The sequence below is a fragment of the Limnohabitans sp. INBF002 genome, from assembly GCF_027924905.1.
GTDB lineage: Bacteria > Pseudomonadota > Gammaproteobacteria > Burkholderiales > Burkholderiaceae_C > Limnohabitans.
On record NZ_AP027055.1, the window covers coordinates 39,863 to 65,794 of the forward strand.

Sequence of the window (25,932 nt, forward strand, 5' to 3'; positions counted from 1 at the left end):
TGAAATTAAAACGCCCGCAAGAGGCGGGCGTTGTGTTGAGGTTCGAGGGGCGTTTAGTTGCTCGGTCTGAGTTTTTTCACAACGTCATCGCTGGGTTGCACACTGGCGCCGTCGATGTAGCGGTAGTCTACCAACACACCCTTGCCGCCTTCATTCTTGGTGCGACCCAAGAAGGCGCCCATGGTGGACTGGTTGTCTTGCTTGCGGAACATCACGGGGCCATAAGGCGTGCTGAATTTCAAACCACTGAACGCAGTGACCAGCTTCTCGCTGTCGGTTCTTTTGGCTTTGCTGATGCCTGCGGCCAAAGCCTGAATCATGCTGTAGCCCACGACCGAGCCCAAGCGCGGGTGGTCGTTGTACTTGCGGTGGTAGGCCAAGTAAAAGGCTTTGTGCTCGGGGGTTTGCACGCCGTACCAAGGGTAGCCCGTGACGATCCAGCCATTGGGTGTTTCGTCTTTGAGCGGCTCCAAATACTCTGGCTCCCCTGTTAACAGGCTCACCACTTCACGGCCTTGGAACACACCGCGTGTGTTGCCTTCGCGCACAAACTTGGCCAGGTCGGTAGCAAACAGCACGTTGAAGATGGCGTCGGGCTTGGCATCGGCAATCGCTTGCGTGACGGAGCCTGCATCAATCTTGCCCAGCGCGGGGGCTTGCTCGGCCACAAACTCCACATCGGGCTGCGCGGCCTTCAGCAGTTGTTTGAAGGTGGCCGCAGCCGATTGGCCGTATTCGTAGTTGGGGTACACCACGGCCCAGCGTTTTTTCTTGAGCTTGGCGGCTTCGGGCACCAGCATGGCCACTTGCATGTAGGTGCTGGCGCGCAGGCGGTAGGTGTAGCGGTTGCCGTTTTGCCAGACCATTTTGTCGGTCAGCGGCTCGCCCGCGAGGAAGAACACTTTGCGTTGCTTGGCAAAGTCGCCCAGCGCCAAACCGATGTGTGAGAGGAAGGCGCCCGAGAGCACATCCACCTTTTCGCGGCTCAGCAGCTCTTCGGCGGCACGCACGGCGTCGCCGGGTGAGGCGTTGTCGTCACGCGTGATGAGTTGCAGCTGTTTGCCGTTCACGCCGCCTGCGGCGTTGATCTCTTCCACCGCCAACTCCATGCCCTTTTTGTACGGGTCGAGGAAGGCGGGCTGGGCCTTGTAGCTGTTGATCTCGCCAATCTTGATGACGTTTTGAGCGAAGGCGGGTAAGGCCGCCACGCTGAAGAGCAGGGCGGCGGTGCGCAGGGTTGATGCAAGTGTGGTGTTCACGAAAGTGGCCTTTGAAAGCAAGCGTGGGTTGCGGCAACCCGCGCCTAAAAATGTGTGAAGCACGAATTGTCTTGCAAACGCAAAAGGCATTTGCATACGAGATATCAAAGCCCCAAAGAAAAAGCCCCGCTATGCGGGGCTCTTCACATTCAGTGCGCATCTTGCGATGCGTCTGTCAGTGGCACTTGAATCACGCTTCCAAACGTGCAGCCAAAGCGGCCTTGGTTGCGGTCATCTCAACGGGCAGGTGGTAGGCCAGTTGGGTGAACAACTCTTCGTGCAGTTTCAACTCGTCGACCCAAGCGGCTTTGTCGATGCTGGTGACGGTGTTGAATTGCTCAGCCGTGAAGTTCAGGCCTGTCCAGTTGATTTCTTCATACGTGGGGCTCACGCCGAACACGTTTTCTTTGCCTTTGGTTTGGCCTTCGATGCGGTCAATCATCCACTTCAACACGCGCATGTTTTCGCCGTAGCCTGGCCACACAAACTTGCCATCTTCGCCCTTGCGGAACCAGTTGACGCAGTAGATGGCGGGCACTTTGGCACCACCGGCCTTGAGCTTGTCGCCCATGTTGAGCCAGTGTTGGAAGTAGTCGCTCATGTTGTAGCCCATGAACGGCAACATGGCGAACGGGTCGCGGCGCACCACGCCTTGTTGGCCAGCGGCGGCAGCGGTGGTTTCAGAGCCCATGGTTGCGGCCATGTACACGCCTTCGGTCCAGTTGCGTGCTTCGGTCACCAAAGGCACGGTGGTGGAGCGGCGGCCACCGAAGATGAACGCGTCAATCGCCACGCCATCGGCGTCGTCCCATTGGTGGTCCAGCGCGGGGTTGTTGGTGGCAGCCACGGTGAAACGGGCGTTGGGGTGAGCGGCTTTGGCGCCAGTCTCTTTGGCAATGGCTGGCGTCCAGTCCTTGCCTTGCCAGTCGATCAAGTGGTCGGGCATGGAGCCGGTGTCTTTTTCCATGCCTTCCCACCACACGTCGCCGTCGTCGGTCAGCGCGACGTTGGTGAAGATCACGTCCTTGTCCAAGCTGGCCATGCAGTTGGGGTTGGTGTGGAAGTTGGTGCCAGGTGCCACGCCAAAGTAACCCGCTTCGGGGTTGATCGCGTACAACTTGCCGTCCGAGTGCGGCTTGATCCAAGCAATGTCGTCACCGATGGTGGTGACTTTCCAGCCGTCAAAGCCTTCTGGGGGCACCAACATCGAGAAGTTGGTTTTGCCGCAAGCGCTGGGGAACGCGGCTGCGACGTGGTACTTTTTGCCTTGGGGGTTGGTCACGCCCAAGATGAGCATGTGCTCGGCGAGCCATCCTTGGTCGCGGCCCATGTTCGACGCAATGCGCAACGCAAAGCACTTCTTGCCCAGCAAAGCGTTGCCGCCGTAGCCCGAGCCGTAAGACCAAATTTCGCGGGTCTCTGGGTAGTGCACGATGTACTTGGTCTTGCTGCAAGGCCACTTCACGTCGGCTTGGCCTGCGGCCAAAGGTGCGCCCACGGTGTGCACGCAAGGCACAAACGCGCCGTCGGTGCCAATCACGTCGTACACGGCTTTGCCCATGCGGGTCATGATTTTTTGGTTCACTGCCACATAAGCGCTGTCAGACAGCTCGATGCCCACGTGCGCGATGTGCGAACCCATGGGGCCCATGCTGAATGGCACCACATACATGGTGCGGCCTTTCATACAGCCGTCGAACAAAGGGTTCAAGGTGGCGCGCATCTCGGCGGGCGCCATCCAGTTGTTGGTGGGGCCCGCATTTTCTTTTTTCTCTGAGCAGATGTAAGTGCGGTCTTCCACGCGGGCCACGTCTGAGGGGTCAGAGCAAGCTAGAAAAGAGTTGGGGCGCTTGGCGGGGTTGAGCTTTTTGAATGTGCCGGCATCGACCAATTGTTGGCAGAGACGGTTGTATTCCTCGTCGCTGCCGTCACACCAGTACACGGTGTCTGGCTTGCACAAAGCGGCCATTTCGCCGACCCAAGCGACCAGCTTGGGATTTTTTACATACGCGGGTGCGTTGATGTTCATGGGAAGCTCCTAAGTCAAAAAATTGAGGTCAAAGCCCAGCGAGTTGCTGCGAGGCTCTGACCTCAATTCATTACGGCCGTGTGAAACGGTGCCTTATTTTAAGAAACCAACCCCTTACGGAGGCTTTCAAGGGGCATCAAAAAAGGGAAAAAGAACCCAAAAGAATGCAAAAAAGCGCCAAGAGTGGCGCTTTTTTGAGGCTGATGACCGAACATGGTGCGGTCATCAGGGCACTTAGGCCATGAATACGGCAATGAACGCCAACAAGAACATCAGCACGGCGCCAGCAACGGGCAACACGATGGGCATCAAGGGAACGATGGCTTCAACAACATCTTGTTCGGCCGCGTGGTCATGGTGTGACATGGTTAGTCTCCTATTTAAGTTCTCCAAATTCTAGGAGAGTTCGCCCACTTTGCAGTCGTCGTGGAGACAGGGTAAACCCGTCGATGCTGCCCGCTTAGGCGGGCAGGGCCACCACGCGCAGCACCTCGTCGCCATAGGCTTCGAGCTTTTTGGCGCCGATGCCAGCGATGCCTTGCAGCGCTTCCAAGTCGTGCGGCTCGGCTTGCGCAATCGCGGCCAGCGTGGCGTCATGGAAGATGACGTAGGCGGGCAAGTTGTGCGAGCGGGCCACCTCGCCACGCCAAGCCTTGAGCGCGTCGTAGCGTTGTTGGCCTGCGTCGTCCAGCGCGATGGGCGCGGGTTTGGAAGCGCCGCTGGCTGCGCGTTTGCCTTTGCGGTCAGCGGGGGTGGACGCCGAGGCACGCAAGCGCACGGTGACTTCGCCTTTGAGCACGCCGCGCGAGGCCTCGGTCAAATACAAGGTGTTGAAAGCTTGCGCATCCACACCCAAAGCGCCGAGCGCGATGAGCTGGCGCAGCACACCGCGCAGCTGCACCTCGCTGAAGTGCGCGCCAATGCCGAAGGTGCTGAGCTTCTCGTGGCCATATTGGTTGACCTTCTCGGTGGCCTTGCCACGCAAGATGTCCATCATGTGGCCTGCGCCAAACGACATGCCGCTTTGTTGCTTCACGCGGTAGATGGTGGACAGCAACATGCGAGCAGCTTCGGTGCCGTCCCAAATGTCTGGCGGGTTGAGGCAGTTGTCGCAGTTGCCGCAGGTGTAGCGGGGTGCGCCGTTTTCGGGTGACTTGTAGGTTTCGTCAAAGTAGCCCAGCAGACGCACGCGTCGGCAGTCTGTGGCTTCGGCCAAGGCCAGTAGGGCGTCGAGTTTGCCGCGCATGACTTGCTTGAAGTCTTCGCCTGCGGGGCTCTCATCAATCATGCGGCGTTGGTTGACGACATCGTTCAGGCCGTAGGCCATCCACGCGTGCGCAGCTTGGCCGTCGCGGCCACCACGGCCGGTTTCTTGGTAATAGCCTTCGATGTTTTTGGGCATGTCCAAGTGCGCCACAAAGCGCACATCGGGTTTGTCGATGCCCATGCCAAACGCCACGGTGGCGACCATCACCAAACCGTCTTCACGCAAAAAACGGTTTTGGTGCTTTTGCCGAATGGCGCCATCCAAACCTGCGTGGTATGGCAACGCGGCAATGCCTGCGTCGCACAAGTTCTTGGCCACTTCTTCCACCCGCTTGCGCGATTGGCAATAGACGATGCCGCTGTCTTGGCCATAGGGGCCCGTGTGCTCGCGCTGGATGAAGCGCAGTAGCTGGGTGGACGCGTCTTTCTTTTCGACGATGGTGTAACGGATGTTGGGGCGGTCAAAGCTGCTGACGAACTGTTGCGCGTCTTCCAGCTGCAAGCGCTCCACGATGTCGGCGCGCGTCAGCGCATCGGCGGTGGCGGTGAGCGCCATGCGCGGCACGCCCGCGTAGCGCTCGTGCAGCACGGTGAGGGCGCGGTATTCGGGGCGGAAGTCGTGGCCCCATTGGCTCACGCAATGCGCTTCGTCAATGGCAAACAGGCTGAGCTGGCCTTGTTCGTGCAGGGCATCCAGCTGCGCCAAAAAACGCGGTGTGGTGATGCGCTCGGGCGCGGCGTAGAGCAGAGTGATGTCGCCACGGCGCAGGCGTTGCTCCACCGCGTTGGCTTCTTCGCCGGTGAGGCTGGAATTTAAAAACGCGGCTTCAACCCCCGCCTCGTGCAGCGCGCCCACTTGGTCGTGCATGAGCGCGATGAGCGGCGACACCACGATGGTGATGCCGTGCCCCGCACGCTGGCGGGCAATGGCCGGAATTTGGTAACAGAGCGATTTCCCGCCGCCCGTGGGCATGAGCACCAACGCATCGCCGCCGCCGCACACGTGGTTGACGATGGCTTCTTGGGGGCCGCGAAAGGCGCCGTAGCCAAAGACTTCGCGCAAGATGTCTTGCGGATTCACAGGCGTGGACACGGCAGCTTTCGGCGTGCGCTGACCAAGCTGGTAAGGCGGTCAGAGGGGGTGTGAGTGGGGATCAACGAGGGCATGAGCCGGCTATTGTCCCTGCTTCTTACAATGGCGGGATGACCCAAGCCTACACACGCGCAAAAGAATTACCCGCCATCTTGGCCAAACGCATCGCCATCCTCGACGGCGCGATGGGCACCATGATTCAGCGCTTCAAGTTGACCGAAGAGCAATACCGCGGTGATCGATTCAAAGACTTCCACAAAGACGTGAAGGGCAACAACGAATTGCTCAGCCTCACCCGCCCCGATGTGATTCGCGACATTCACGAACGTTACTTGGCGGCTGGCGCCGACCTGATCGAGACCAACACCTTTGGCGCCACCACCATCGCCCAAGCTGACTACGACATGGCCGATTTGGCCTACGAGATGAACCTGGCCTCGGCCCGCATTGCCCGCGAAGCCTGCGACAAATACAGCACGCCCGACAAACCCCGCTTCGTGGCGGGCGCCGTGGGCCCCACGCCCAAAACTGCCAGCATCAGCCCCGATGTGAACGACGCGGGCGCACGCAATGTCAACTTTGAAGAGTTACGCGCCGCGTATTACGACCAAGTCAAAGCCTTGGTCGAAGGCGGCTCGGATGTGTTGTTGGTGGAAACCATTTTTGACACGCTCAACGCCAAAGCCGCGCTGTTTGCGATTGAAGAATTCTTTGAAGCCTCGGGCGAGCGCTTGCCGCTCATCATCAGCGGCACGGTGACCGATGCTTCGGGCCGCATTTTGAGCGGCCAAACCGTGACCGCGTTTTGGCACAGCGTGCGCCACGCGCAGCCGCTGGCCATTGGCCTGAACTGCGCCTTGGGTGCCACGCTGATGCGCCCCTACATTCAAGAGCTCAACAAAGTCGCGGGCGACACCTTCATCAGCTGCTACCCCAACGCCGGCTTGCCCAACCCCATGAGCGACACCGGCTTTGACGAAACGCCCGATGTGACCAGCCGCTTGCTGCACGAGTTTGCCGCCGAAGGTTTGGTGAACATCGTGGGCGGCTGCTGCGGCACCACGCCCGAGCACATCGCGGCCATTGGCAATGCGGTGGCCGACCAAAAAGCACGTGCCTTGAGCGCGGGACCGTTTTATCGCGAAGCAGCCTAAGTATTTAATCGTTCTTCAAAACGAAATCTTTTGGGCTGAAAGTAAATAAGGGTATACGCCAATAAGCGGATTTACAGGGCGGCATTTGATTTCGAGAATGGCGGTAATCGTTCAACGTTACCGTTCATGTCTACAGAAATTTCAATCACCCCTCCTGCCGATGTTCACCTGCAGAGCCGCATCGACTCTGTGCTGGCGATTTACAAAGAGCATGGCCACGTCAACCGCACCCTGATTTCTGAAAAATTAGCCCTGACCAAGCTGCAAGCCAGCCAGTTGCTGCGCGAGTTCTTAAGCGCACATGCGCCCGTGGTGGAGTGGGACAACTACCGCAGCACTTACTTGATGACGCGGCCACGTCGCGCGTGACACCTTCATCAGCGGCTCAATAGACTTTGAGTTCTCGCAAGTAACGCAGACGCTCTAACGTGGGACTGCGCGACAACTCGCGCACCAGCTCATAGCGTGTGTCGGCCATGTCGGCGGGTGGGTTGGGAATGGGCGTCACGCGCACCAACAAGGTGTAGCGCACGCCCGGCTTGAAGGTGAAGCCTTCAATGCGGTTGTAAAACTTAGACCACGTTGGCGCATCGCCCTCTTGCACTTGCAAACAGCGCATGGGCGCGGCCCCCATGCACGCCACATCTTCGGCGGCCACGGTGAGCGTGATTTCTTTGGACTGCGCGGTGGGCGGGGTGGCCGGACACGCACCGTTAGACACCCAAGTTCCCCCTTGGCTCAGCATCACGCAACGGGTGGGGAACGTTTTCGTTTCCTGCCCCAATTGCCCGCAAACAGGCGCGTACTCGCGGGTGCAGATTTGGGGCGGTGTATGGGTTTGGTCTTGGCCTTGGGCCTGTGCTTGCGTCGAGATGACGAGAAGCGATGCGAGCAATAAGCGTGTGAACATGGGGTGCGCTTTTTAGGTGATCAGGCCTTATTAACGTTTGGGTCGGATGTACGGTGTACAAAATGATTAAAAACAGAACGTTGTTCTGCTTGTGTCTAAAAGTAACAGAGAAAAGCTCATCTGTTTAGGCATGGCGCATGCGGGTTGCGCGACCCGTTAAAATATCGCCTTCCTCAAGGAGCGTTGCAGCTTCACCCGTCCTTTCAGGACTTGCGCGTGAAGTCAGGCTTGGGGCCGAATCTTTTGCAACGACGCTCACCTGTTTTGTTAGCCCCAGGTGAGTACCCCCATGAATTCCACTGCAGTTCCCCCCATGAAGCTGTCTGGCCTTGAGCCAGTCTCCATCGGCGAGGGCAGTTTGTTTGTCAACGTTGGCGAGCGTACCAACGTCACTGGCTCCAAAGCCTTTGCGCGCATGATTTTGAACGGCGAGTACGAGCAAGCCTTGGCCGTCGCGCGTCAGCAAGTGGAAAACGGCGCACAAGTGATTGACGTCAACATGGACGAAGCCATGTTGGACAGCCAAGCCGCGATGGTACGTTTCTTGAACCTCATGGCGGGCGAGCCCGACATTGCACGCGTGCCGGTGATGGTGGACTCATCGAAGTGGTCGGTCATCGAAGCGGGCCTGCGTTGTATTCAAGGCAAGGGCATCGTCAACTCCATCAGCATGAAAGAAGGCTTGGACGAGTTCAAGCGCCAAGCCAAGCTGGTCAAGCGTTACGGCGCGGCAGCGGTGGTGATGGCGTTTGACGAAAAAGGCCAAGCCGACACCTACGCCCGCAAGATTGAAATTTGCGAACGCGCTTACCGCGTGTTGGTAGACGAGGTGGGCTTTCCACCCGAAGACATCATCTTCGACCCCAACATCTTTGCCATTGCCACCGGCATTGAAGAGCACGATAACTATGCGGTGGACTTCATCAACGCCACGCGTTGGATCAAGCAAAACCTGCCCGGCGCGAAGGTGAGTGGCGGTGTGTCGAACGTGAGCTTTTCATTCCGTGGCAACGACCCCGTGCGCGAAGCCATCCACACCGTGTTTCTGTACCACGCCATTCAAGCGGGCATGGACATGGGGATCGTCAACGCCGGCATGGTGGGCGTGTATGACGACCTCGAAGCCACGCTGCGCGAGCGCGTGGAAGACGTGGTGTTGAACCGCGTCCCCCAATACAAAGAAGGCGAAGCGCACCTCACGCCAGGCGAGCGCCTGATTGAAGTGGCCGAGAGCGCCAAAGGCGCAGCCAAAGACGACAGCCAAAAGTTGGCTTGGCGCGGCACTGCCGAGGCCCCTGTGACGGTGGCGCATCGTTTGAGCCACGCACTGGTGCACGGCATCACCGACTTCATCACCGTTGACACCGAAGAGGCGTATCGCGACATTTTGGCCAAGGGCGGTCGCCCGCTGCACGTCATCGAAGGTCCGTTGATGGACGGCATGAACGTGGTGGGTGATTTGTTTGGCCAAGGCAAGATGTTCTTGCCGCAAGTGGTCAAGTCGGCCCGCGTGATGAAGCAAGCGGTGGCGCACTTGGTGCCCTACATTGAAGAAGAGAAACGCTTGCAAGCCGAAGCGGGCCAAGACGTGAAAGCCAAGGGCAAGATGGTCATCGCCACGGTCAAGGGCGACGTGCATGACATTGGCAAAAATATCGTCACCGTGGTTTTGCAGTGCAACAACTACGAAGTGGTGAACATGGGCGTGATGGTGCCCTGCCATGAAATTTTGGCCAAGGCCAAAGAAGAGGGCGCAGACATCATCGGCTTGTCCGGCCTCATCACGCCGTCGCTGGAAGAAATGCAATACGTGGCCAGCGAGATGGAGAAAGACCCGTATTTCCGCAACCGCCAAATGCCATTGCTGATTGGCGGTGCGACCTGCAGCCGCGTGCACACCGCCGTGAAGATTGCCCCCAACTACAGCGGCCCCGTGGTCTACGTGCCCGATGCCTCACGCAGCGTGAGCGTGGCACAAGGTTTGTTGTCAGACCAAGCGGCCAAATACATTGCCGAGTTGAATGCCGACTATGCCCAGGTGCGCGAGCAACACGCCAACAAAAAACAAACGCCGTTGGTCACCTTGGCCCAAGCGCGTGCCAATGCCACGCCCGTGAGCTTTGACAATTACAAGCCCGCGAAACCCAAGTTCATTGGCCGCCGCGTCTTCAAAAACTTTGACCTCGCTGAGCTAGAAAAATACATCGACTGGGCACCGTTCTTCCAAACTTGGGATTTGGCCGGTCCATTCCCTGCCATCTTGGAAGATGCCGTGGTGGGCGTGGAAGCCAAGAAGGTGTTCGCCGATGGCCAAGCGATGCTGAAAAAAATCATCGCCAACCGCTGGCTCACCGCCAACGCGGTGGTGGGCTTGTACCCCGCGCAGCGCGTGGGCGACGACATCGTTTTGTACGCCGACGAAACCCGTCAGCAGCAGGTGATGACATGGCACGGCTTGCGCCAACAAACGGTCAAGCCCAACAACAACCCCAACCGTTGTTTGTCTGACTTTGTGGCCGACCAAACCCAAGCGGCTGACTATGTTGGCTTGTTTGCTGTAACTGCAGGACTAGGCGCAGAGAAGCAAGAAAAGCGCTTCATTGACGCGCACGACGACTACTCAGCCATTTTGTTCAAAGCCTTGGCCGACCGCTTGGCCGAAGCTTTTGCCGAGTGCATGCACCACCGCGTGCGTACCGATTTGTGGGGCTACGCGGCAGACGAGGCGTTGAGTAACCAAGACCTCATCAAAGAAAAATACCAAGGCATTCGTCCTGCACCCGGCTACCCAGCCTGCCCTGACCACAGCGCCAAACAAGACATGTTCCGTGTCTTGCAGTGCGAAGAAATCGACATGGGTTTGACCAGCAGCTTGGCCATGACGCCCGCCGCCAGCGTGAGCGGGTTTTACTTGGCCCACCCCGAAGCCAAGTATTTCAACGTGGGCCGTATTGGCGACGACCAAGTGCAAGACTTGGCGCAACGCCAAGGCGTGGCGGTGAAAGACTTAGAGCGTTTGCTGGCGCCTAATTTGTAAACGCGTGGTTTGCATGAAAGCCCGCTGAATACGGGCTTTTTTACTTGTCAAAGGCGATGGTTTTTTGCGCGGACCACAAAGCCGCCACGCCCACCACGCTGGCAACCAACATCAACCACAGCCCCGCCGTGTAGCCCGTCTCGGCAGACCACAGCAGCCCCATGAGCCACGGCGCTGCGGCGCGCGCCAGTGCCATGGGCAATCCCAGCAAACCGTTCAAACTGCCCATGTGTTCGCGGCTCACGTATTGCGCCATCACCGTGCCTTTGACGATGGTGAGCATGCCGTTGCCCAAACCGTAGAACACCACAAACACCGCGCCCCACATGCCGTGGCCAGCGCTGATGAGCAGCATCAAAAACCCGAGAGGAATCAGCACCGTCACCCAGCGGTTGGCGGCGTGCACATTCACGCGGTGCTCGGTCAGGTACAAACCCAAGCGGCCTATCACCTGCAACACGCCAATGCTGGCGGGTACGGCAATGGCCCATGACGCATCCATGCCCGCTTCGCGCAACAGGCTCACCATGTGTGCGGGCAGCGCAGACGTCACGCCCATGAGCAACACCACAAACACCGCCAATTGCCAAAACGTGGGCTGGCGCAAGTAGCCGGCGAGTGTGTCGCTATCCGTGTGCGCACTGGCAAGCACAGCACGCTGCGGCGCATTGCGCAGCAGCATCCAGTGAACGGGCACACACACCAGCACGTGTATGGCGCCCAGCACACACAGCGCATCGCGCCAGCCGAAGGCGTCGATCAACCACGCCACCAACGGCATGAACACCGTGCTGGCCAAACCACCCAAAAATGTGAGCGTGATGATGGCGCGTCTGAAATGGTTAGGAAAGCGCCGCGTCAACACCGCAAAAGCCGGTGGGTACAAGGTGCCCGCCAAGCCCACGCCCAGCAACGTCCACACCGCATAAAACTCGGTGGGTGTGTGAATGCGGCTGTGCAGAAAAAAAGCCAACCCCACCAGCAGCGAGCCGCCTGTCATCACCGCGCGTTCGTGACCGCGGTCAATCCAACGACCCACGGGGAACGCCAGCACGCCCTCGGCCAACAGCATCAAACTAAAGCCCAGCGACGACTCGGCGCGGCTCATGCCCAAGGCTTGTTCCAACGGCACCATGAACAAGGCGAAACCGTAAAACACACTGCCCCAAGCGATGAGTTGCAGCGCGGACAGCGCCCAAACGAAGCGGGCATCGTGACGGGAAAAATGGGAACGAGGCATGAGCGCTGATCATACGAAGCCTGAAACATCCAATCTGACGCTTGTGTGATTTGTGAGAGTTTGGGGCCGAAGTTAAAAAGAAGTTAATTTGCAAATTCGTTTCGTCATGTTCCGCCAATCGGTGTCGAAGTAGTCGCCTGAGGCCAAGTGTTGGCCCATGGATAGGACGGTACTTTATGAAACATCACATCTTGCACGGGGCAGGCTTGGCCTTGCGCCCCGCGCTGCTGGCGCCGCTGAAAAAATGCGCACCAGACGCGTTGCAGTTTTTAGAACTCACACCGCCCGACTGGGTGGGGGTGGGCGGTCGCGTTGGCCAAGATTTGCAACAGCTGACCCAACGCTACCCCAGTGTGTGTTTGAGCCAAAGCCTGTCCTTGGGTGGCCCGAGCGCATTGGACCCAGACGTGCTGCGCGACTTGCGTGTCTTCATGGCCACACACAACGTCCAAGTGTTTTCAGAAGCCCTCGCGTGGAGCGCTGACGATGCCCCCTTGTTCATCAACCTGCCGATTCCCAGCACGCAAGCGGCGGTGGCTTGGACGGTGGCGCGCATTGCCCAAGTGCAAGAGGCCTTGGGTTTGCGCATCGGTATTCGCAACGTGGCGCATCACATGAAGCCACTGCAAGTGGAGATGAACGAGGCGCAATTCATCAGCGCCGTGGTGCGTGCGTCGGGCTGCAGCTTGCATTTGGATTTACATGCGTTGGCCGCCAACGCCTTGCGGTTCAGTTTTGACGCCCATGCGTTCTTAAAAGAACTGCCATTGGCAAGCGTGGACTATGTGCGTGTCGGCAGCGAGTCTCCGTTGTTGGCGGATGTGCTTGCGCACACACACCGCCGCGTGGCCCGCTGCGTTGACGATGTGAAGCAGCTGGATTTGGAGGCCGTGGCATGTTGAACGATTTCCGCCAATGCCAATTTGCACTGGCCCGCCACTTGCGCGACCCGGTGTGCGTGCCTGCTCCTGAGGGAGTAGCTGCTGCGGATGTCACAGCATGCACGCAAGCGATGGTGACGCATTTGTGCGAGGTGCTTGACCCAGCGTTTCCGGTGACGCGCGCTTTGTTGGGTGAGCGGGTGTGGGCACACGCCGTGCGCGCATTCCTCAAAAATGCCCCCAGCCATGCGCCTTGGCCCAACGCCGTGCAACGTGCCTTTGTGGACCATGTGTGTGAAAGCCCAGAGATGCAAAGCCTGCAAGCTTGGCTGCACGACCTGGCCCACTTTGATTGGTTGCAAAGTGCCGTGATGGCGGCGCCCGTTGATTGGCCTGCGTTTGACGCACAGGGCGATGTGATGCAGCACCCCGTGGTGCTCAACCCCACCCATGTCGAGGCTGCGTACGCCTGGCCTGTGCGTGGCATAGACACCAAACACAAACCCGAGGGCATGGAAAGCACCCATGTGTCGATGTTGCGCGATACGAATGAGGCCTTGCATGTGTTGTCGAGCAGCGTGTTTCGTGGGCAGCTGTTGGACCTTCTGCGCGAAGGACAAACGGGCGAACAAGCGCTGAGGGTGTTGGCCCAATGGCTGTCGCACCCCGAGCCCGCCGTTTTTGTGCGTGAAGGGGCGCACGTCATGGCGCAGTTGCAACGCGAGGGCGTGGTGCTGGGCACCCGCGTGTGATGCCTGTCAGTGGTTGACCAACACGCGCCGGTATTGCAGTGCTTCGGCCACATGCGCCACTTGCACGGATGTGCTGTCGGCCAAGTCGGCAATCGTGCGCGCCACGCGCAGTGCACGGTGTGTGCTGCGGCTAGACCAGCCAAGCTTGCTGGCAGCGTTTTGTAAAAACGTGGCCGCTGCTGCATCGAGGTGCATGTGCGTTTCCAAGGCTTGGCCTTGCAAACCGTGGTTGGGGGCGCCTTGTCGCACCAGTGCTTTGGCGTGCGCGACCAAACAACGCGCACGAACGGTGGCTGTGGATTCACCCGTCCCGCTTTGCATCAACACCTCGGTGGCCAACGTGGGCACTTCCACCTGCAAGTCGATGCGGTCTAGCAATGGGCCGCTGAGCTTGCCTTGGTAACGCGCCACTTGGTCGGGCGTGCATCGGCAAGCCTTGAGGGGCGAGCCCAAGTAGCCGCAAGGGCAGGGGTTCATGGCCGAGATGAGTTGAAAACGCGCCGGAAATTTGGCCTGTGTGGCCGCGCGTGAAATGGTGATGTGGCCGTTCTCCAGCGGTTCACGCAACGCTTCGAGTGCGCTGCGTTTGACTTCGGCCAACTCATCCAGAAACAACACGCCGTTGTGTGCCAAAGAAATTTCCCCCGGTCTAGGCGGTGTGCCGCCACCCACCAAGGCCACCGAGGTGGCCGTGTGGTGCGGGCTGCGCGTAGGGCGCTGCATCCACTGGTTCAACTCAAAACGACCGGCTAGGCTGGCAATCGCAGCGCTTTCCAAGGCCTCGTCCAACGTCATGTCGGGCAGCAAGGCCGCAAAGCGTTGCGCCAGCATGGACTTGCCTGTGCCGGGCGGTCCTACTAATAGAAGAGAGTGCCCACCCGCTGCTGCAATCTCTAGGGCGCGTCGCGGGCCTGCTTGGCCCTTCACGTCGGCAAGGTCCGGGTGGTGAGCGGCGGCGGGTGCGCTGAAGGTGGGCGTCTCAATGCGCGACCATCCTTCGGTCGTGTGTACCGGGTGCGTCGTGGCCTCTTCGCGTTGCGCGACCAAGCCTTTCACCTCGGGTTTGGCAAAGTGCGCCACCACATCGCTCAAATGTTGGGCGCGGTACACCTCGGCGGTGGGCACGAGTGCGGCCTCTTCTGCGCTGCCGGGCGGCAACACCAACCGCGTGCGCACCCCCGCACTGCGCAGGGCCAGCCCCATGGCGAGTGCGCCGCGCACGGGACGCAGCTCGCCCGACAAAGACAACTCGCCCGCAAACTCATGCAAAGCCAATGCGGCCTCGTCGAGCTGACCATTCGCCGCCAAGATGCCCAAAGCAATCGGCAAGTCAAAACGGCCAGAGTCTTTGGGCAAGTCGGCGGGCGCGAGGTTCACCGTGATGCGTTTGTTCGTTGGGAAATCCAAGCCTGCGTTTTGAATGGCGCAGCGCACGCGTTCGCGCGCTTCTTTAACTTCGGTATCCGCCAGTCCCACCAAGGTGAAGCTGGGCAGGCCATTGGCCAAATGCACCTCAACGGTCACGGCCGGTGCTTGCAAACCCAAGAGTGCGCGGCTGTGAATTAACGCGAGCGTCATAAATCTTCTCTTTTTGAGTTTTCATCCCCATAGCGGGGCATGTAAGACAAAGTGATGCACCAACTGTGTGCATCAAAATGGATGAGTAGCCAGACTACTGCATCACTTTGGGTCTTAGTTCTAGTGAAGAGCGCACTTTTGTGGATTTCAACGCTGGCACGGACCCTGCTAAGTAGGTGTATCCCTCTTAATTTTTCAATGGAGAAAACTATGAACCTCAAGTCCAAAATCGTGTTGGCCATCTTGGCCACCTCTTCTGCTGCATTCGCGCAAACTGCGCCTGTTGCACCCGAAGTCACTTACAACGTGGGCGTGGTGAGCCAATACCGTTACCGCGGTATCGCACAAACCAAAGGCGACGCAGCTTTGCAAGGTGGCGTGGACTATGCCAATGCCAATGGCTTCTATTTGGGCGCTTGGGGTTCGACCATCAAGTGGATCAAGGAAGCGGGCACGCACAACAGTGTTGATACCAAAGGCCCTGTTGAGCTCGACTTGTACGGCGGCTATAAATTTGAAGCTGCTGGCATTGCGTATGACGTGGGCTACCTTCGTTACCAATACGTGAACAACACTTACAACAAAATTGGTGCCGATTATTCCAATCCAAATACTGATGAAATTTATGGCGCCGCCACTTATGGTGTGTTGACTGCCAAGTACTCATACACATTGTCTGATTTGTTCGGTCAGCATGCCAACGGTGGCTCTAAGCACAGCAGCTATTTTGATTTGACCGCCAACTTCGACTTGGGCAATGGTTACACCTTCGCCCCACATGCTGGTCGTCAAACCGTGGCTAACAACGCTGGTTACAGCTACACCGATTACTCATTGACTTTGAGCAAAGACTTGGGTGACGGTTTGTCTGCCAGCGTTGCTTCGATCGCAACAACAGCCAAATACAACGACAACCTGACCTCAAATGGTTACAACACGTCGAAAAACGCCTTGGTCGTCGGCGTCAAGTACAGCTTCTAACCCAAGCTAACTGTCTTCTCTAGGAGCAACCATGAAACTCATCACCGCCATCATCAAACCTTTCAAGTTGGACGAGGTCCGCGAGGCCCTTTCCCAAATTGGGGTGCAAGGTATCACTGTTACTGAGGTCAAGGGCTTCGGCCGTCAGAAAGGCCATACCGAGTTGTATCGCGGTGCTGAGTACGTGGTTGACTTCTTGCCAAAGGTCAAGATTGAAGCCGCCGTTGACGCTGAACACGTTGACCGCGCCATCGAAGCCATCGAAGGTTCTGCCCGTACCGGAAAAATCGGCGACGGCAAGATTTTTGTTTACGACCTCGAACAAGTTGTCCGCATCCGTACCGGCGAAACCGGCGTGGAAGCGCTTTAAGAAAGAAGACGCATCATGAAAAAATTTCTAGCCTCTCTGGCCCTCGGGTTTGGTCTGCTGCTTGGCGGCACCGCCGCGATGGCACAAACTGCCCCTGCTGCTGACGTCAAAGTCACAGCTCCTGCTGCAGCGCCCGCTGCTGCCGCAACGGCTGCCACTGCAGCCCCCGCACCTGTGCCTAACAAAGGCGACACCGCTTGGATGACTGTGTCCACGCTGTTGGTGATCTTGATGACCATCCCAGGCTTGGCCTTGTTCTACGGCGGTTTGGTCCGCAGCAAGAACATGCTGTCAGTGCTGATGCAAGTGTTTGTCGTGAGCTCACTCATTTATGTGTTGTGGGTCGTCTACGGCTACACCTTGGCATTCTCTGGCGGTTCACCGTTCTTCGGCGGCTTTGACAAGTTGTTCTTGGCCACCATCACGCCTGACTCCGTTGCTGCCACGTTCAGCAAAGGTGTTGTGATTCCTGAGCTGTCATTCGTGGCGTTCCAAGCCACATTCGCAGCCATCACGTGTGCCTTGATCGTGGGTGCATTTGCTGAGCGTGTGCGCTTCTCGGCTGTGTTGTTGTTCTGCACCATCTGGTTCACGTTCAGCTACTTGCCCGTGGCCCACATGGTTTGGTATTGGGACGGCCCAGACGCCATCACGGATGCTGCGACTTTGGAAACTGTGACTGCCGCTGCTGGCTGGTTGTGGGCCAAGGGTGCTTTGGACTTCGCTGGCGGTACTGTGGTGCACATCAACGCTGCGGTGGCTGGTTTGGTCGGCGCATACGTGATCGGCAAACGCACAGGCTACGGCAAAGAATCCATGGCACCTCACAGCTTGACGTTGACCATGGTTGGCGCATCTCTCTTGTGGGTGGGTTGGTTCGGTTTCAACGCCGGCTCTAACCTGGAAGCCAACGGTGTTGCTGCCCTCGCTTTCGTGAACACCTTGGTGGCGACGGCTGCTGCGACCCTGGCTTGGATTGCAGGTGAAGCATTGTCTAAAGGCAAGGCCTCTATGTTGGGCGCTGCTTCTGGTGCTGTGGCCGGCTTGGTGGCGATCACCCCAGCTTGCGGTTTCGTGGGCCCCATGGGTGCCATCGTGATCGGTGCTGCTGGCGGCTTCTTGTGTCTGTGGGGTGTGAACGGTTTGAAACGCCTCTTGGGCGCTGACGACTCACTCGACGTGTTCGGCGTCCACGGCGTGGGCGGTATTGTGGGTGCGTTGTTGACTGGCGTGTTTGCTGCGCCATCCCTCGGCGGCACGGGCATTTTTGACTACGTTGCCAACGCCGTGAGCCCAGAGTATTCCATCGGCGGCCAAGTGCTGATCCAGTTGGAAGCTGTGGTGACCACCATTGTTTGGTCGGGTGTGGTGTCTTTCATCGCCTACAAAATTGTGGACATGGTTTTGGGTCTGCGTGTCAGCGAAGAAGAAGAGCGCGAAGGCCTCGACATCAGCTCACACGGCGAAACTGCCTACCACCGTTAATTTTTCAAGTACTTCAAGATCTCCTTGGACTTCACAGCCCGCCTCACGGCGGGCTTTTTTGTGGGCGAACGATTTTTGACAGAGCTGTGCAAAAAATTCAAAACCAGCGCCAGACCTAGCGGCTACCATGTTGGCCATGCAAGACACGCTGCAACACACCCTCCAAGATTTCACCGACCGCATTTTGAATGCCTCCCAAACCGGCCAGCCTTTGCGCTTGCGCGGCGGCGGCACCAAAGACTTTTTAGGCCAGTCTCTGCAAGGCGAGGTGCTCGACACCCGTGGCTACAGCGGCATCTTGAGCTACGAGCCGAGTGAGCTGGTCATCACCGTGCGCTGCGGGACGCCCTTGGCCGAGGTGGAAGCCGCCTTGGCTGAAAAAGGCCAAAGCTTTGCTTTCGAGCCGCCGCACTTCACTGCAGGGCGGCTCGACGCCTTGGGCCAGCCACTGCATCTTGGCGAAGGCGCCACGATTGGCGGCATGGTTGCTGCGGGTCTGAGCGGCCCGGCCCGCGCCAGCGTGGGCACGGTGCGCGACTTTGTGTTGGGTGCGCGCGTCATCAACGGCAAAGGCGAACACCTCACCTTCGGCGGCCAAGTGATGAAGAACGTGGCGGGCTACGACGTGTCGCGTTTGCTGGCCGGCAGCTGGGGTCAGTTGGGCCTGATCACCGAAGTGTCTTTGAAAGTGCTGCCTGTGGCCCCCGGCGAAGCCACCTTGGTGTGCGCGGGTGTGAGCCAAGCGCAAGCTTTGAAACTCATCAACCAATGGGGCGGTCAGCCGCTGCCACTCAATGCCAGTGCGTGGGTGTACGACACCACCGCCTCGCCCGCACAAGACTTTTTCTTTGTGCGCCTGCGTGGTGCCGTGGCTGCCGTCGACGCTGCTGTGATCAAGATGAGTGCTGACGTGCAAGCCTTGGGCGCGCAAGTCACACGCATGGACAGCGCAGATGTGGCTGCCGATTGGACAGCCAGCGGCGAGCAAACCTTGGACTTCTTCAAAGCGCCTACCGAACAAGACTGCTTGTGGCGCTTGAGCGTGCCGCAAACCGCCCCTGTGCTGGATGTGCGCGTGAACGGCGCCGCGTGTGCGCAATACATCGAATGGCACGGCGCACAACGCTGGCTGTGGGCGCCCGCCTCGGCAGCCACCCAAGTGCGCGACGCGGCGGTGAAAGCAGGCGGTCACGCCACCTTGTTTCGCACCAGCACGGCCAGTCGCCAAACCTTGGGCGATGTCGACAAGCAAGTGGGCGTGTACACCCCACTCAACGCCGTGCAGCAGCGCATTCAAAACGAACTCAAAAAACAGTTTGACCCAGCGGGCATCTTCAACCCCGGTCGCGTTTAAACCCACACGTCAATTTCAGAGCCCCACATGCAAACCAACCTGGCCCCCCAATACATCGGCACGCCCGAAGGCGAAGCAGCCGAAGCCATCTTGCGCAAGTGCGTGCACTGCGGTTTTTGCACGGCGACGTGCCCCACGTACCAACTGTTGGGCGACGAGCTAGACGGTCCACGCGGGCGCATCTACTTGATGAAGCAAGTGTTTGAAGGTGCCACGCCCACCCGCGCCACGCAACAGCATTTGGACCGTTGCCTCACCTGCCGCAACTGCGAAAGCACTTGCCCCAGCGGCGTGCAATACGGTCACTTGGTGGACGTGGGCCGCAAAGTGGTGGATGCGCAAGTGCCGCGCCCCATGGGCGAGCGCCTGTTGCGCTGGGCCTTGAAAGAAGGCTTGCCCTCGCCGCTGTTTGCGCCCGCCATGAAGTTGGGTCAAGCCGTGCGTGGTGTTCTGCCCGCCAAGCTCAAAGCCAAAGTGCCAGCGCCCCAAACGGCAGAACGCAATGGCGTGGTGTGGCCCACCCAAACCCACGCCCGCAAAGTGCTGATGCTCGCAGGCTGCGTACAACCCGCCATGCTGCCCAACATCAACACGGCCACGGCGCGCGTGCTGAATGCGGCCGGCATTCAAACTATTGTGGCGCCCGAAGCCGGTTGCTGTGGCGCGGTGAAATTCCACTTGAACGACCAAGACGGCGGCATGGCCCACATGCGCAACAACATCGACGCTTGGTGGCCCTTTGTTGAACAAGGCGTGGAGGCCATCGTGATGAACGCCTCAGGCTGCGGCGTGATGGTGAAAGACTACGGCCACGTGCTGAAAGACGATGCTGCCTACGCCGACAAAGCCAAACGCATCAGCGAACTCACGCAAGACTTGAGCGAGTTTTTGCCCGAGTTGGTGCCGGTGCTCAAGCCCAAGTTGAAAGCCCACGTGTTGGCCAGCGCGGGCATGCAAGCCTTCCACCCACCGTGCACTTTGCAGCACGGCCAGCAACTCAAAGGCGGTGTTGAAAAGCACTTGGCCGAGTTGGGCTTTGCCATTCAAGTGGCCAACACCGAATCGCATTTGTGTTGCGGTTCAGCAGGCACCTACAGTGTGCTCAATCCCGAGATCAGCACCACCTTGCGTGACCGCAAACTCGGCCACCTTGATGCGCTCCAGCCCAAAGCGATTCTGAGCGCCAACGTCGGCTGTATTACCCATTTGCAAAGCGGCACCGATGTGCCGGTGAAGCATTGGGTGGAAGTGCTGGATGAGGCGTTGAACTAAACCTAGTTCACGAAGCCAGGGCGGCTTCAATGTCCTTCGCCAATTTGGCGGGCGTATCCATCGACGCGTAGCGCTTGAGCACACGCCCATCTTTGCCCACCAAGAATTTGGTGAAGTTCCATTTGATGGCTTCGCTGCCCAAGAGACCGGGCGCTTCTGCTTTGACCCACTTGAACAGCGGGTGCGCGCTGTCGCCATTCACGTCGACTTTTTCCATCATTGCAAAGCTCACGCCGTAGTTGCGTTGGCAGAAGGCACCAATCTCGGCGTTGCTCCCGGGGTCTTGCGCGCCAAACTGGTTGCACGGAAAACCAATGACGGCCAAGCCTTGCGAGGCATAGGTTTTGTGCAGTGCCTCTAAGCCTTCAAACTGCGGCGTGAACCCGCAAGCGCTGGCGGTGTTGACGATGAGCAGCACTTGGCCTTTCAGGTCAGCAAATGACAACGGTGTGCCATCAATGCGGTTGGCGGTGAAGTCGGTCAAAGTAGTCATTGGCGAAGCCTTTCAAAGCAAGTGCCTGCGCGCGAAAGCGAGGCACTTAAAGTCGATCAAGCGTGGTTTTTGTCGGTGTGCGCTTGCGATGCCAGCAGCGCAGCCAACACAATCATGCCGCCACCCAGGCCCACGCGCCACGTCAGCGTCGATGCCCCTAGTGCCACCGAGGACACGCTGGCAAACACGACTTCCGACATCATCACCATCGCGGTGGTGTGCGCACTCAAGCGGGCGGCGCCGTATTGCAGCGCAAAGTTAGACACCAAAAAAGCCGCGCTCAAACCCAAAACCCAAGGTGCCCATGTCGCCACTTGTTGCGCCACGAAAGCGTCGGTCAGCCAATTGAAAAAGCCTGACACACCATGGCTTTCAAGCGGCACGGCAAACACTTGGGCGGTGGGAACCACGCCCGCCGCCGTGGCCAGCACCGCGCACGCCACCGCCATCAGGGCGCCACCGCTGAACATGGCGACCATGCGGGCGGACTCAGGTGTGTGTTGCAAGCGCAGCAGCCAAATATTGGTGAGCGCAAAACAAAAACCGCCTAGCAGCGCCAGCACGTCAGACAAATCTTGCGGCAGAGGCCAAGCAGATTCGGGCGTTTTCAGCACCAACACCACGCCGAGTAGCGCCAGGCCCAAACGCGCCAAGGCGCCGCGTGTGGGCCGTTCATCCAGCAGCCACCACGCCAGCAACAGCGACCATGTGGGCATGAGATAAAACAGCAACACCACGCGCACCACATCGCCCGTTGTGACGGCCCAGTTAAAGCCGACGTTTGTAAGACCCGAGGCAGCCATGAGCCACCAAAGTTGCGGGTGTTGTTTGAAGTATCGCCAGCTTGACGGGTTAATGAAGATCAGTACCACCGTGGCCAAGATAAACACCGCGGCGGTGGTCCATAAGGGGTGAAGTCCGTCGGTGTCGAGTTGGCGCAGTGGCCACCAAGACAGGCCCCACACCAAAGCGTTGAGGGCCAATGCCAACACGGCCAGCAGGGGGCGTGTGGTCAAAACTTAACCGTGCAAGTCGTCGTTGCGCGCGATGTGCATCAAACGTGCAAGTTCTTCACGGTGGTGTTTGTGGTTGTGTTCGTGCCACAACTTGATGAGCCACATCACATAACCCACCAACGCGCCGAAGGCGGTGATGGCACCAAAGGCGCTGAGCCCCATGCCCGTGCTGAAGGTGTACAAAAAGCCGAGGCCCAAGATACACAGTTGTTCGTTCAGGTTTTGCACGGCGATGGAACGGCCCGCACCCATGAGGTTGTGACCTCGGTGTTGCAACAAGGCATTCATCGGCACCACCAAAAAGCCGCCCAAGCCCCCCAAGACAATGAGGAAGGGCACAGCCAGCCAGAGGTTGTCGATGAAGTTCATCGCCACCACAAAGCAGCCCATGGCAATGCCCAAAGGCATGAGGCGGGTCGCGTGGTCGAGCCGCATCTTCATGGACGCCACCACTGCGCCCACGGCGGTGCCGATGGCCACCACACCCACCAAGCTAGAGGCTTGTGTGGTGGTGTAGCCCAAAGCGGCAGCGCTCCAAGCCAGCACGATGTAGCGCAGATTGCCGCTCACGCCCCAGAACAAGGTGGTGGTGGCCAAAGAAATTTGGCCCAGCTTGTCGTGCCACAAGCGTTGGTTGCAATGCCAGAAGTCGGGCACCAGCGCCAAGAGGTTGCGCGCCATGGTTTTTTCGGAGTCCAGGCGCATCGGAATCAACGCCGCGCCGGTGTAAGGAATGCGCTTGTTGAACCAAGCCGCCAAGGCATACAGAGGAATCAACAAACAAATCGCAGCCTCGGCCGAGGTGTCTACACCCGTGGTGACGAATGGCAAATCAAACGACAACAACCAAGCTGACAAATTTGGCCCTACCAATTGGCCACCCAACAACACGCCCAAGATGATGGAGGTGATGGTCAAACCTTCAATCCAACCGTTGGCTTTGACCAACTGTGAGGCGGGCAGCAGCTCGGTCAGGATGCCGTACTTGGCGGGCGAGTACGCCGCAGCGCCCAAACCGACAACAGCGTAAGCCAGCAAAGGATGCACGCCAAACAGCATCATCAAGCAACCCACCACTTTGATGGTGTTGCTCATGAGCATGACTTCGCCCTTCGGTCGTGAGTCGGCAAACGCGCCCACGAATGGGGCGAGCACCACGTAGAACAGGGCAAACATAGGCACCAGAGCGGCGCGCTGCCATTCGGCGGCGCCATCTGATTTCAGTAATTCGACGGCTGTGACAAACAGTGCGTTGTCGGCCAACGAACTGAAAAATTGGGCCGACATGATCGTGTAAAAACCGCGCTTCATGGATGGGTCTGGCAGCTCGCAGCGTACTGCGAGCCTGCTGATTCTTCTTTCTTCTGTATCTACCCAAGGTTATATCACGCGGGTGCCACAATATTGACCATGCCCCGTCCGATACAAGCCTTTGTTCACACCGACGCTTTGCGTCATAACTTGGCGCGCATGCGCGTTGCTGCTCCTGACGCCCGTGTGTGGGCGGTGGTCAAAGCCAATGCGTATGGCCATGGCATTGAGCGTGTGTTTGAGGGTTTGCGAGGTGCCGACGGCTTTGCGCTGTTAGACCTCGATGAGGCGCAACGCCTACGCAGCTTGGGCTGGCGCGGACCGGTGCTGTTGCTGGAAGGCGTGTTTGAGTCTCGCGATTTAGAGCTTTGCTCACGCCTAGACCTGTGGCACACCGTGCATTGCGACGAGCAAATTGACATGCTCAGCCGTCACAAAACCCAAGTGCCGCACCGAATATTCCTCAAAATGAACAGCGGTATGAACCGCTTGGGTTTCACGCCCACACGGTTTCGTTCGGCGTGGACACGCTTGAACCAGTTGCCGCAAGTGGATGAGATTTCGCTCATCACCCACTTCAGCGATGCCGATGGCCCCAAAGGCATTGCCGAACAAATCGCCACGTTCACCAAAACCACCGAAGACTTGCCCGGCGAGCGCAGCACTTGCAACAGCGCGGGCTTGTTGCGTCACGCTGGCGATGCGGCAGTGGCTGCCGATTGGGTACGCCCCGGCATTGCGCTGTATGGCAGCGCGCCCGACTTTCCAGAGCGCAACATCGCGCAGTGGGATTTACAACCCACCATGAGTTTGCGCAGCCGCATCATTGCCACGCAAGACTTGCAAGCGGGCGACACCGTGGGTTACGGTTCGTCGTTCAAAGCAGATGCGCCCATGCGCTTAGGTGTGGTGGCCTGCGGCTATGCCGATGGTTACCCCCGCCATTGCCCCACGGGCACGCCTGTGTTGGTGGACGGGGTGCGCACCCGCACCTTGGGCCGCGTGAGCATGGACATGATTGCGGTTGACCTCACGCCTTGCGTTGAAACAGGTCATGAAGCGGGCTTTGGCAGCGAAGTCACGCTGTGGGGCAAAGCCAGCAACGGCACAGTGCTGCCGATTGACGAGGTCGCCCAAGCCGCGGGCACGGTGGGCTATGAGTTGATGTGCGCAGTGTCTGGCCGCGTGGGGTTCACGCAGGACTGAATCGCCGTTCAGTAAGGGCCTTTGCTGGCGCTCACTTCAGCCAAACCCTCTTTGTACTTGGCCGCCAAGGCCGAGGTTTGGCGCGACAAGATCATGCCGTCCACACCCACAGCGACAAACAAAGCACCTAGCGACAAATACTGACGCACCAACGCTTCGTCACCCATCAAAATGCCGGGCGCTTTGCCTGCCTGGCGAATGCGCGCAATCGCGTCCACGATGGCCGCTTGTACTTCGGGGTGGTTGGGGTTGCCGATGTGGCCCATGGAGGCCGACAAGTCTGCCGGGCCAATGAACACGCCGTCCACGCCGGGTGTGGCGGCGATGGCGTCTAAGTTTTTCAAGGCTTCTCGGGTTTCGGCTTGCACCAACACACACACTTGGTCGTTGGCCTCTTTGCCGTAGTTGGGGAAGCGGCCCCAACGCGAGGCGCGCGTGCCCGCCATGCCACGAATGCCGCCTTGGCCATCGTCTTGCGGGTAGCGGCAGGCTTTCACAATGGCTGCGGCTTGCGCGGCCGTGTCCACCATGGGCACCAACACCGTGGTGGCACCAATGTCCAGCACTTGCTTGAGCAGTGCCGCATTGTCATGCGGCACACGCACCACAGGGTGTGAGTTGGGATAGGCGGCCACGACCTGCAACTGCGCGAGCAAAGTTGTCAAGTCGTTGGGGCCGTGTTCGCCGTCAATCACCAGCCAGTCAAAACCAGCGCCCGCACAAATGTCGGTGGTCACGGTGCTGCCCAAGCCCATCCACAAGCCGATTTGTGGCTGTTGGTGGCGCAGGGCTTTTTTAAATAGGTTCTCGGGGGTTTGCATGGCTGGGCGTTTTCAAGGTTTGCTGAACAAAGGGTGCAAATTATTGTGGACGGCGTTGAACACCTCATGCCCTTCGTCAATTTGCAAGGTGATGCCGATGGGGCGCTTGGCAAACACTTCCGCGAAATGGGTCTGGGTTGCAGCCAGCAAAGATTGGCCAACTTGCGCAATCATCTCGGGCGTGCGTCCTTTGGCGACGCGAAAGTTCAGATACACATAGGCGTAGTCGCCGCTGCCATCCGCGATGACGGCATGTGTTGTGGCAAACGCCAACACGCGTGTGGCCCCGATCGGGAACACGGCTTGGCCGTCGGGGTGTTTGGCGGCCAACATCGTGTCGCTCAAGGTTTGACAAAGCTCGCCCATGTCAGTTTCGGCATCGAGCTGGGCGGTGTATTGGATGATGAGGTGAGGCATGTCTGAA

The 25,932-nt window shown here is 58.8% G+C and carries 23 protein-coding genes and 1 riboswitch; of the genes, 11 read left to right on the forward strand and 12 right to left on the reverse strand.

The features are described 5' to 3' along the window. Window positions 1-53: 53 nt before the first annotated feature. The 4 genes from QMG15_RS00160 to recQ form a co-directional block, all read right to left on the reverse strand. Window positions 54-1,259, reverse strand: a complete 1,206-nt coding sequence (locus tag QMG15_RS00160) for an ABC transporter substrate-binding protein (RefSeq protein WP_281788958.1) — start codon at window positions 1,257-1,259, stop codon at window positions 54-56. Between the two features lie 190 nt (window positions 1,260-1,449). Further along, complete coding sequence (locus tag QMG15_RS00165) at window positions 1,450-3,288, reverse strand: phosphoenolpyruvate carboxykinase (GTP) (protein ID WP_281788959.1); 1,839 nt, start codon at window positions 3,286-3,288, stop codon at window positions 1,450-1,452. 234 nt (window positions 3,289-3,522) lie between these two features. Beyond that, window positions 3,523-3,654: a hypothetical protein gene (locus QMG15_RS00170; RefSeq protein ID WP_281788960.1), complete on the reverse strand. Its 132-nt coding sequence runs from the start codon at window positions 3,652-3,654 to the stop codon at window positions 3,523-3,525. Window positions 3,655-3,748: 94 nt separating this feature from the next. Then, window positions 3,749-5,647 (reverse strand): DNA helicase RecQ, encoded by a 1,899-nt coding sequence (recQ, locus tag QMG15_RS00175; protein ID WP_281788961.1) that lies wholly within the window; start codon window positions 5,645-5,647, stop codon window positions 3,749-3,751. Window positions 5,648-5,757: 110 nt separating this feature from the next. Here recQ and QMG15_RS00180 point away from each other — a divergent pair, with 110 nt between their 5' ends. Together QMG15_RS00180 and QMG15_RS00185 are read left to right on the forward strand one after the other, a co-directional pair. Continuing rightward, window positions 5,758-6,801 carry a homocysteine S-methyltransferase family protein gene (locus QMG15_RS00180; RefSeq protein WP_281788962.1) on the forward strand — a complete coding sequence of 348 codons (1,044 nt, stop codon included), beginning with the start codon at window positions 5,758-5,760 and terminating at the stop codon, window positions 6,799-6,801. Window positions 6,802-6,927: 126 nt separating this feature from the next. Beyond that, window positions 6,928-7,170: a hypothetical protein gene (locus QMG15_RS00185; RefSeq protein ID WP_281788963.1), complete on the forward strand. Its 243-nt coding sequence runs from the start codon at window positions 6,928-6,930 to the stop codon at window positions 7,168-7,170. Between the two features lie 16 nt (window positions 7,171-7,186). On the opposite strand, the gene QMG15_RS00190 is transcribed toward QMG15_RS00185, so the two are convergent. Continuing rightward, window positions 7,187-7,711, reverse strand: a complete 525-nt coding sequence (locus QMG15_RS00190) for a DUF4377 domain-containing protein (RefSeq protein WP_281788964.1) — start codon at window positions 7,709-7,711, stop codon at window positions 7,187-7,189. A 169-nt stretch (window positions 7,712-7,880) separates the two neighbouring features. Beyond that, window positions 7,881-7,975: riboswitch (S-adenosyl-L-homocysteine riboswitch) on the forward strand. A 25-nt stretch (window positions 7,976-8,000) separates the two neighbouring features. Here QMG15_RS00190 and metH point away from each other — a divergent pair. Then, entirely contained in the window at window positions 8,001-10,748 is a 2,748-nt protein-coding gene (gene metH, locus QMG15_RS00195) for a methionine synthase (RefSeq protein ID WP_281788965.1), read from the forward strand. A gap of 40 nt (window positions 10,749-10,788) precedes the next feature. Here the strand turns inward: metH and QMG15_RS00200 are convergent, their stop codons facing one another. Beyond that, on the reverse strand, window positions 10,789-11,988 hold the full coding sequence (locus QMG15_RS00200) for an MFS transporter (protein WP_281788966.1): 1,200 nt from the start codon (window positions 11,986-11,988) through the stop codon (window positions 10,789-10,791). A gap of 176 nt (window positions 11,989-12,164) precedes the next feature. On the opposite strand from QMG15_RS00200, the gene QMG15_RS00205 reads away from it, so the two are divergent. Both QMG15_RS00205 and QMG15_RS00210 read left to right on the forward strand, forming a co-directional pair. Continuing rightward, entirely contained in the window at window positions 12,165-12,890 is a 726-nt protein-coding gene (locus QMG15_RS00205; protein ID WP_281788967.1) for a DUF692 family multinuclear iron-containing protein, read from the forward strand. Next, window positions 12,884-13,621, forward strand: coding sequence for a putative DNA-binding domain-containing protein (locus tag QMG15_RS00210; RefSeq protein WP_281788968.1), 738 nt, complete (start codon window positions 12,884-12,886; stop codon window positions 13,619-13,621). Before QMG15_RS00205 ends, QMG15_RS00210 begins: the two co-directional genes overlap by 7 nt. A gap of 6 nt (window positions 13,622-13,627) precedes the next feature. Here QMG15_RS00210 and QMG15_RS00215 read toward each other — a convergent pair whose 3' ends face one another. After that, window positions 13,628-15,199, reverse strand: coding sequence for a YifB family Mg chelatase-like AAA ATPase (locus QMG15_RS00215; RefSeq protein ID WP_281788970.1), 1,572 nt, complete (start codon window positions 15,197-15,199; stop codon window positions 13,628-13,630). Between the two features lie 210 nt (window positions 15,200-15,409). On the opposite strand from QMG15_RS00215, the gene QMG15_RS00220 reads away from it, so the two are divergent. The 5 genes from QMG15_RS00220 to glcF all read left to right on the forward strand — a co-directional run bounded on the left by QMG15_RS00220 (window position 15,410) and on the right by glcF (window position 20,661). Continuing rightward, entirely contained in the window at window positions 15,410-16,180 is a 771-nt protein-coding gene (locus QMG15_RS00220) for a TorF family putative porin (RefSeq protein WP_281788971.1), read from the forward strand. Window positions 16,181-16,211: 31 nt separating this feature from the next. Further along, window positions 16,212-16,550, forward strand: coding sequence for a P-II family nitrogen regulator (locus tag QMG15_RS00225; RefSeq protein WP_108359522.1), 339 nt, complete (start codon window positions 16,212-16,214; stop codon window positions 16,548-16,550). 15 nt (window positions 16,551-16,565) lie between these two features. After that, window positions 16,566-18,035, forward strand: a complete 1,470-nt coding sequence (gene amt / locus QMG15_RS00230) for an ammonium transporter (protein ID WP_281788972.1) — start codon at window positions 16,566-16,568, stop codon at window positions 18,033-18,035. A gap of 136 nt (window positions 18,036-18,171) precedes the next feature. After that, entirely contained in the window at window positions 18,172-19,389 is a 1,218-nt protein-coding gene (glcE, locus tag QMG15_RS00235; protein ID WP_281790042.1) for a glycolate oxidase subunit GlcE, read from the forward strand. 27 nt (window positions 19,390-19,416) lie between these two features. Further along, the gene (gene glcF, locus QMG15_RS00240; protein WP_281788973.1) at window positions 19,417-20,661 is read left to right on the forward strand and encodes a glycolate oxidase subunit GlcF; all 1,245 of its coding nucleotides are present in this window, start codon (window positions 19,417-19,419) and stop codon (window positions 20,659-20,661) included. 7 nt (window positions 20,662-20,668) lie between these two features. Here glcF and QMG15_RS00245 read toward each other — a convergent pair whose 3' ends face one another. Genes QMG15_RS00245 through lplT form a run of 3 tightly spaced genes read right to left on the reverse strand, consistent with a single transcriptional unit; the run spans window position 20,669 to window position 23,481 of the window. After that, complete coding sequence (locus QMG15_RS00245; RefSeq protein ID WP_281788974.1) at window positions 20,669-21,154, reverse strand: glutathione peroxidase; 486 nt, start codon at window positions 21,152-21,154, stop codon at window positions 20,669-20,671. Window positions 21,155-21,210: 56 nt separating this feature from the next. Continuing rightward, a complete protein-coding gene (locus QMG15_RS00250) occupies window positions 21,211-22,170 on the reverse strand; it encodes a DMT family transporter (RefSeq protein ID WP_281788975.1) in 960 nt (319 codons plus the stop codon). Window positions 22,171-22,173: 3 nt separating this feature from the next. Next, the gene (gene lplT, locus QMG15_RS00255) at window positions 22,174-23,481 is read right to left on the reverse strand and encodes a lysophospholipid transporter LplT (RefSeq protein WP_281788976.1); all 1,308 of its coding nucleotides are present in this window, start codon (window positions 23,479-23,481) and stop codon (window positions 22,174-22,176) included. A gap of 99 nt (window positions 23,482-23,580) precedes the next feature. Between lplT and alr the strand changes: the two genes are divergently transcribed. Continuing rightward, the gene (gene alr, locus QMG15_RS00260) at window positions 23,581-24,687 is read left to right on the forward strand and encodes an alanine racemase (RefSeq protein ID WP_281788977.1); all 1,107 of its coding nucleotides are present in this window, start codon (window positions 23,581-23,583) and stop codon (window positions 24,685-24,687) included. Between the two features lie 8 nt (window positions 24,688-24,695). Here alr and QMG15_RS00265 read toward each other — a convergent pair whose 3' ends face one another. Together QMG15_RS00265 and QMG15_RS00270 are read right to left on the reverse strand one after the other, a co-directional pair. Beyond that, window positions 24,696-25,508, reverse strand: coding sequence for an aldolase/citrate lyase family protein (locus QMG15_RS00265; protein WP_281788978.1), 813 nt, complete (start codon window positions 25,506-25,508; stop codon window positions 24,696-24,698). Between the two features lie 12 nt (window positions 25,509-25,520). Continuing rightward, the gene (locus tag QMG15_RS00270) at window positions 25,521-25,925 is read right to left on the reverse strand and encodes a 5-carboxymethyl-2-hydroxymuconate isomerase (protein WP_281788979.1); all 405 of its coding nucleotides are present in this window, start codon (window positions 25,923-25,925) and stop codon (window positions 25,521-25,523) included. Window positions 25,926-25,932 lie beyond the last annotated feature (7 nt).